Annotated in this window: 5 protein-coding genes and 1 pseudogene; 5 read left to right on the top strand and 1 reads right to left on the bottom strand. The window is 52.7% G+C overall.

Going from position 1 to position 5,672, the window contains the following annotated elements; genetic code table 11:
* Positions 1-622 (top strand): annotated as a pseudogene (locus tag A918_RS21955) (hypothetical protein); the annotation flags it as partial.
* Positions 623-717: 95 nt separating this feature from the next.
* Here A918_RS21955 and dksA read toward each other — a convergent pair.
* On the bottom strand, positions 718-1,134 hold the full coding sequence (gene dksA, locus A918_RS0102040) for an RNA polymerase-binding protein DksA (RefSeq protein WP_022709440.1): 417 nt from the start codon (positions 1,132-1,134) through the stop codon (positions 718-720).
* A 474-nt stretch (positions 1,135-1,608) separates the two neighbouring features.
* On the opposite strand from dksA, the gene A918_RS0102035 reads away from it, so the two are divergent.
* The 4 genes from A918_RS0102035 (at position 1,609) to A918_RS0102020 (ending at position 5,663) form a co-directional block, all read left to right on the top strand.
* A complete protein-coding gene (locus A918_RS0102035) occupies positions 1,609-2,133 on the top strand; it encodes a histidine phosphatase family protein (protein WP_022709439.1) in 525 nt (174 codons plus the stop codon).
* Between the two features lie 172 nt (positions 2,134-2,305).
* Entirely contained in the window at positions 2,306-3,781 is a 1,476-nt protein-coding gene (locus A918_RS0102030; RefSeq protein ID WP_022709438.1) for a YcjX family protein, read from the top strand.
* Positions 3,782-3,790: 9 nt separating this feature from the next.
* The gene (locus tag A918_RS0102025) at positions 3,791-4,846 is read left to right on the top strand and encodes a YcjF family protein (RefSeq protein WP_022709437.1); all 1,056 of its coding nucleotides are present in this window, start codon (positions 3,791-3,793) and stop codon (positions 4,844-4,846) included.
* 280 nt (positions 4,847-5,126) lie between these two features.
* On the top strand, positions 5,127-5,663 hold the full coding sequence (locus A918_RS0102020; RefSeq protein ID WP_028233258.1) for a hypothetical protein: 537 nt from the start codon (positions 5,127-5,129) through the stop codon (positions 5,661-5,663).
* Positions 5,664-5,672: the final 9 nt, after the last annotated feature.

Below are 5,672 nucleotides of genomic sequence, written 5' to 3'. Positions count from 1 at the left end.
TGCTACGCAGTCACCTGTTGCTGCGCCAAGCCAGCCATTGCAAACCCATGCGCAGCAGGTAGCTGCTGCCGCCCGCCAGCAACAGCAGCGTCAGGCTCCGGCTGCACGACCGGCAGAAACAGCACCAAAGCTGCATCCGGTTTATCCGCTGGGTCAGGTCTCTCGCGGTGTGGTTGCAGCAACATCCGGTCTGGCCGCCGCAAGCAATGCAGCGCAACAGGAACTGATTGCCGCCGCCAAGCGCGATAATCGCAGCGCCTCACCTTCGCTCGATGATGTGCGTCCGGGTCCTGATGCAAAAACGGCAGAAGGCACGCCTCTGGTCTTGCAACGGGCAACTCCGCAAATCGCACGCCCTGCACAGCAGGAACCATCCTTCAGCGCCGCGCCTGCTCCGGCTGCCAAGCCTGTAGCGCAGCCGAATTTTGAGCTTGATCTTGAAAGCGCGGTTGCAGATGCCCTGTCTGACAAGGACTTGTCATCCGACAATGAAATTTCCTTTGAAGATTTGCTCTCGTCCGAAATGGAACAGCATTTCGCAAGCACGGAAAAAGCGGAACCTGCAGAAAAGCCGCAATCGAGTTTGCCAGCCGGAATGCTTGATATTTCCCCGCGCAAATAAGCTCCTAAAAACAGATAATAAAAAAAACGCAGCGCCCTCCAGCACTGCGTTTTTTAATTTCTCGCGAGTATGTGCGAAGCACAAAACCCTATAATTTAGTCGTCGCGATAAACTTTTTCACGACGCTCGTGACGTTCCTGCGCTTCGATCGACAAAGTAGCAATCGGACGGGCATCCAGTCGCTTAAGGTTGATCGGGTCGCCGGTTTCCTCACAAAAACCATAGGTTCCTTCATCAATACGAAGCAAAGCCGCATCAATTTTGGAGATTAGCTTACGCTGGCGGTCACGGGCACGCAGCTCGATAGACCGATCCGTTTCTGATGAGGCCCTGTCAGCCAGATCAGGATGATTAGCATTTTCACGCTGCAATGCTTCCAGCGTTTCGCGTGCTTCACGCAAAATGTCATTCTTCCAAGCGATTAGCTTGGCACGGAAATATGACTTCTGCCGTTCATTCATGAACGGTTCGTCATCCGTGGGCTTGTAGTTAAGGTCGATTAATTCACTCATTTTGAATCACCCCACACCTAGGAGACGAAGCGCCTTATAGGTCTATAAGCGACACGATACAACCTGAAAAAACAGCAGTTCAAGTATTTTCAACCTGCACCTGAAAAAATAGCCGCATTATCCTAAAGTCATATAAGCAGATATCTGCAAATTTTAAAATCGAAGATACCGCATCAACTTAAGTAAAACAAAATTTTCACATGACACTATTTTAAAATATCAATGTATAAAAACAAAACCATAAAAATTAACGATACAATTACTCAATATTATATCATGATTTACAGAATTTTCATTATCGCAACCTCCGGATAAATTTCTGCTTTGATATATTTCCCTCTCAATCCGGCAATAACTTCAAAAACAATACGCTGCTGACATAACAAACAAGTTACAGAAAATCAGCTTTTTATCCTTGTTTTCAGTCTGTTCAGCACACTATCTTTTCGGTGCAAAACCTGCAAAATTGCTCCCATGCGCACAATCTTATTCCTTCGCCATGCCCAAGCCGTTCTGCCTGACAGCAGCGGAAAAGATTTTGACCGGCGCCTGAATGCGGCCGGTGAGACCGATGCTGAAAATCAGGCAAAGCGCCTGATCAATGCAGGTATTCTGCCCGATTTCATCCTCTGTTCTCCCGCAGCACGCACGAGACAGACGGCAGATATTTTCAAAACTGCCCTAGCCAATGCATTCCCCGCACATCCGGTCACATTGCAGGAAGCCCCCTCGCTCTATCGTGCAAATGCCGTCGGATACATTCAGGAAATCCGCAGTCAGATACCGGATACATCTCAATGCGCCCTGATTGTCGGACACAATCCGAGCATTGAAGATTGCGCATTGCTGTTTGCGCGTAGCAGCCATCAGTTTGAGCAGCGGATCGGCTATGGTTTCCCCACTGCCGGACTGGCCGAAATTAAAACACAGGCAGATTTTTCAGCCTTCTCTCCTGAAAATGCACAACTGACGGCCCTTTACCTTCCGCATGAAGATTAAGATCTTACCGGCTGTTTATAAAACATAATTGACCGTGATAATGCGGATATAAATCAGCATAATGATTTAGCACCCTGCAATTACGGATTTCACATCCTATATTCAGGGAACTGCGTTAAACATCATAACGTATCGCGCTTAGCGAATATCAACAGTCTTTACGGGGGCATCTTTGGCCAGACTGACCACTTTAACGGATGAAGCCAAAATTGCTTTTGATACATTGATGGAGCGCACCGGCAGCTTGGTTACACCGTCACTGCGCCTCGGTGTGACAGGTCTTTCCCGCGCCGGTAAAACCGTTTTCATCACCTCACTGGTGCATAATCTGGTACAGGGCGGACGCCTGCCCTTGTTTGATGCCTATGCATCCGGCCGCATTGCCCGCGCCTATCTCCAGCCGCAGCCGGATGATGCCGTCCCGCGTTTCCAATATGAAGATCATCTGGCAGCCTTGGTAAAAGACCGTATCTGGCCGGATTCCACCCGTGCAATCTCTGAGCTGCGTTTGACCATTGAATATCAATCGGCCTCTTCATGGGGGCGCATGCTCTCTGCGGGCAAGTTGTCGATTGATATTGTCGATTATCCGGGAGAATGGCTGCTCGATCTGCCCCTGCTCGGCAAAAGCTATGCCGAATTTTCCCGCGATTCCTTTGCCCTTGCCAATGAGACAGCACATCTCGGCTTTGCCGAAGACTGGCTGCGGGAAGCTGCAACGACTGATGCGCTGGCTCCTGCTGATGAAATGACGGCGCAACGTCTCGCACGCAGTTTCACCGATTATCTGCGTGCAGGCAAATCCGACGAACAGGCATTATCTACCCTGCCACCGGGACGTTTTCTGATGCCCGGTGATCTGGAAGGCTCTCCGGCTCTCACCTTTGCGCCTTTGCCCGATCTGCCTGAAGGCAATTTCAAAACCGGCTCGCTGGCGGCGATGATGGAGCGGCGCTATGAATCCTACAAAACCCATGTGGTGAAACCATTCTTCCGCGAGCATATTGCCCGTCTTGACCGGCAGATTGTATTGGTTGATGCGATGCAGGCGATTAATGCCGGTGGTGCTGCTGTACGCGATCTGGAGCGCGCACTCACCGAAATCCTCGCCTGTTTCCGCGCAGGACGCTCCAATATTTTCACCGGTCTGATCCAGAAGCGTATCGGCCGTATTCTTATTGCGGCGACCAAAGCCGATCATCTGCATCATGAAAGCCATAACCGGCTTGAAGCCATCGTGCGCAGACTGGTTGACCGCGCCGCCAAGAATGCGGACATGTCCGGCGCTGAGATTGATGTTCTGGCCATGGCCGCGGTGCGCGCCACCCGCGAAGCGACAGTCAACCAGAATGGTGATACATTACCGGTCATCGTCGGCACCCCGCTGAAGGGCGAAGTGATCGACGGTGAAGTCTTTGACGGCGAAACGGAAACTGCGATTTTTCCGGGTGATCTGCCGCACAATGTGCAGGCAATTTTTGACCAGCCGGAATTGTCGCCCCGTGATCGTGCGCATGAAGCACCGATCCGCTTCGTCCGTTTCAGGCCACCGGCGATTAAAGCGGATCTGGATGGTATTCATCTCTCGCTTCCGCATATCCGCCTTGACCGCGCCATGCAGTTTCTGCTCGGCGACCGGCTGGCATAAGGAGCAGTCATGTCGGATAAGCCAAGAAAACCCACGAGCTTTAGCGTAAACCCGCAGGCAGATGAAAGCCAGCCGCAGGCACCACGCAAGCCGGTTGCCATCCGTGACCTGTCCGCAGTCACAGCAGAGCCGGTCGATGTGTTCGAGCAGGAGGCGATTGATGCCGGTGCGCAACTGACCCCGCCACCTGCGAGTCTCCTCAAGCGGCGCTTTACTCTGCGCAGTGTGTTTTTCACTGCACTGGGCCTGTTACTCAGTTTTGCCGTTGGCATCTGGACGGAGGATCTGATCCGCGCCATGTTCAGCCGTGCCGACTGGCTCGGCTGGCTCACATTCGGCGTTGCCCTCATCGCCCTTGCCTCACTGATTGCACTGGTGGTGCGCGAAGGACTGGCATTGCGCCGCCTCTCCGCAGTGCAGGAACTGCGCTTCGCAGCGGCAGAGGCCACCGAGCGCAATGATGCGGAGAAAGCCCGCAAAGTCACAGACAGATTGCTTGAAGTGGCAGCCAGCCTGCCGCAAACCGCACGCGGACGCACGACATTAGAGGCATTACGCGGTGATATTATCGACGGACGCGATCTTATCCGCATTACCGAGCGGGAAATTCTGCATCCGCTGGATCGTGAAGCGCGGATGCTGATCCTCAACGCCGCGAAACGCGTTTCTATCGTCACAGCCGTCAGCCCGCGCGCTTTAGTGGATATTGCCTATGTGATCTTCGAATCATCGCGGCTGATCCGCCGCCTCTCCGAACTTTATGGCTGCCGTCCGGGTTCTTTAGGCTTTTTGCGCCTTGCCCGCAGTGTGATTGCCCATCTGGCCATTACCGGCACCATCGCCATGGGTGACAGCGTGGTTCAGCAATTGCTGGGTCAGGGTCTCGCCTCGCGCCTCTCTGCCAAACTCGGTGAAGGTGTGATAAACGGCATGATGACCGCACGGATCGGCATTTCCGCCATGGATATTGTGCGCCCGCTGCCGTTTGATGCGGAAAAACGCCCGAATATCAGTGACTTTGTCAGCGATATCGTAAAAGCCACAACTCAGAAAAAACCACTCTGAAACCTGTTTATCCCTTGTTTTAATCGTGCTAAGCATGTCGCAGCTAAATGGGTTCATTTAGCGTTTGCGAACATGCGACAATTAAAAAACTCTAGAGCGAACACCATGAATTTCCTTAAATTCAACACGCTCTAGAAACCAGCTGTTAACCATTCCGGCCGATTATAAGGGCTGGTTTTGGTATCTTGTTTGACAGCATTTCGCGCCCTGAAAAGTGATGATGCAGGTCCTGCAAAGAACTGAAAAGCCGCCCTCAAACTATCCGGAACAGAGTTCTGTTATGATTACACGTGCCACTGCCGCCTGCCTTATTTTATTCGCTTCTGCGGCCAGCACTGTTTCTGCGCACGCATCGGATAAGGATGAAGCTTTCTTCCGCAATGTCGAAGGTCAGTGGAGCGGCCCCGGTGAAGTTGTTGCCGGTAAATACAAGGGCACGAAATTCGTCTGCAATCTCTCCGGCACCACGCCGGATGGCAACATTGGCATGACACTCGACGGCACCTGCCGCGTCGGCGTCTTCTCGCAGCCGATGAAAGCAACCGTAGTGCGCACCGGCAAAAGCTATAGCGGCACTTTCAATGACGGCGCTGAAGGCAAAGGCCTGAATGTAACGTCCGGCTCGGTCAACGGTAACCGCGTAGTACTGTCACTGGCACGCAAACAGCTCAACGGCGCGATGCTGGCACGCGTCACCGACCAGAACACCATGAATGTTACCGTGTCGGTCAAAGTTGAAGATACCATGGTACCGGTTGTCGGCATGAGCCTGAAACGCGTTGACGGCGGCACCGTCAGCAGCATTGCACGCAACTAGACCCCTCCC

It is taken from the genome of Pseudochrobactrum sp. AO18b (assembly GCF_000409565.1).
In the GTDB taxonomy this organism is placed as follows: domain Bacteria; phylum Pseudomonadota; class Alphaproteobacteria; order Rhizobiales; family Rhizobiaceae; genus Pseudochrobactrum; species Pseudochrobactrum saccharolyticum.
The sequence above is the reverse complement of the archived record's forward strand: the minus strand, read 5'-3'. Positions and strand labels throughout refer to the sequence as shown.

What these genes read in the sequence shown, in the direction of transcription:
- A918_RS0102020 (WP_028233258.1), top strand. Translation starts at nt 5,127, where the DNA reads ATGATTACACGTGCCACTGCCGCCTGCCTTATTTTATTCGCTTCTGCG.
- A918_RS0102035 (WP_022709439.1), top strand. Translation starts at nt 1,609, where the DNA reads ATGCGCACAATCTTATTCCTTCGCCATGCCCAAGCCGTTCTGCCTGAC.
- A918_RS0102025 (WP_022709437.1), top strand. Translation starts at nt 3,791, where the DNA reads ATGTCGGATAAGCCAAGAAAACCCACGAGCTTTAGCGTAAACCCGCAG.
- dksA (WP_022709440.1), bottom strand. Translation starts at nt 1,134, where the DNA reads ATGAGTGAATTAATCGACCTTAACTACAAGCCCACGGATGACGAACCG.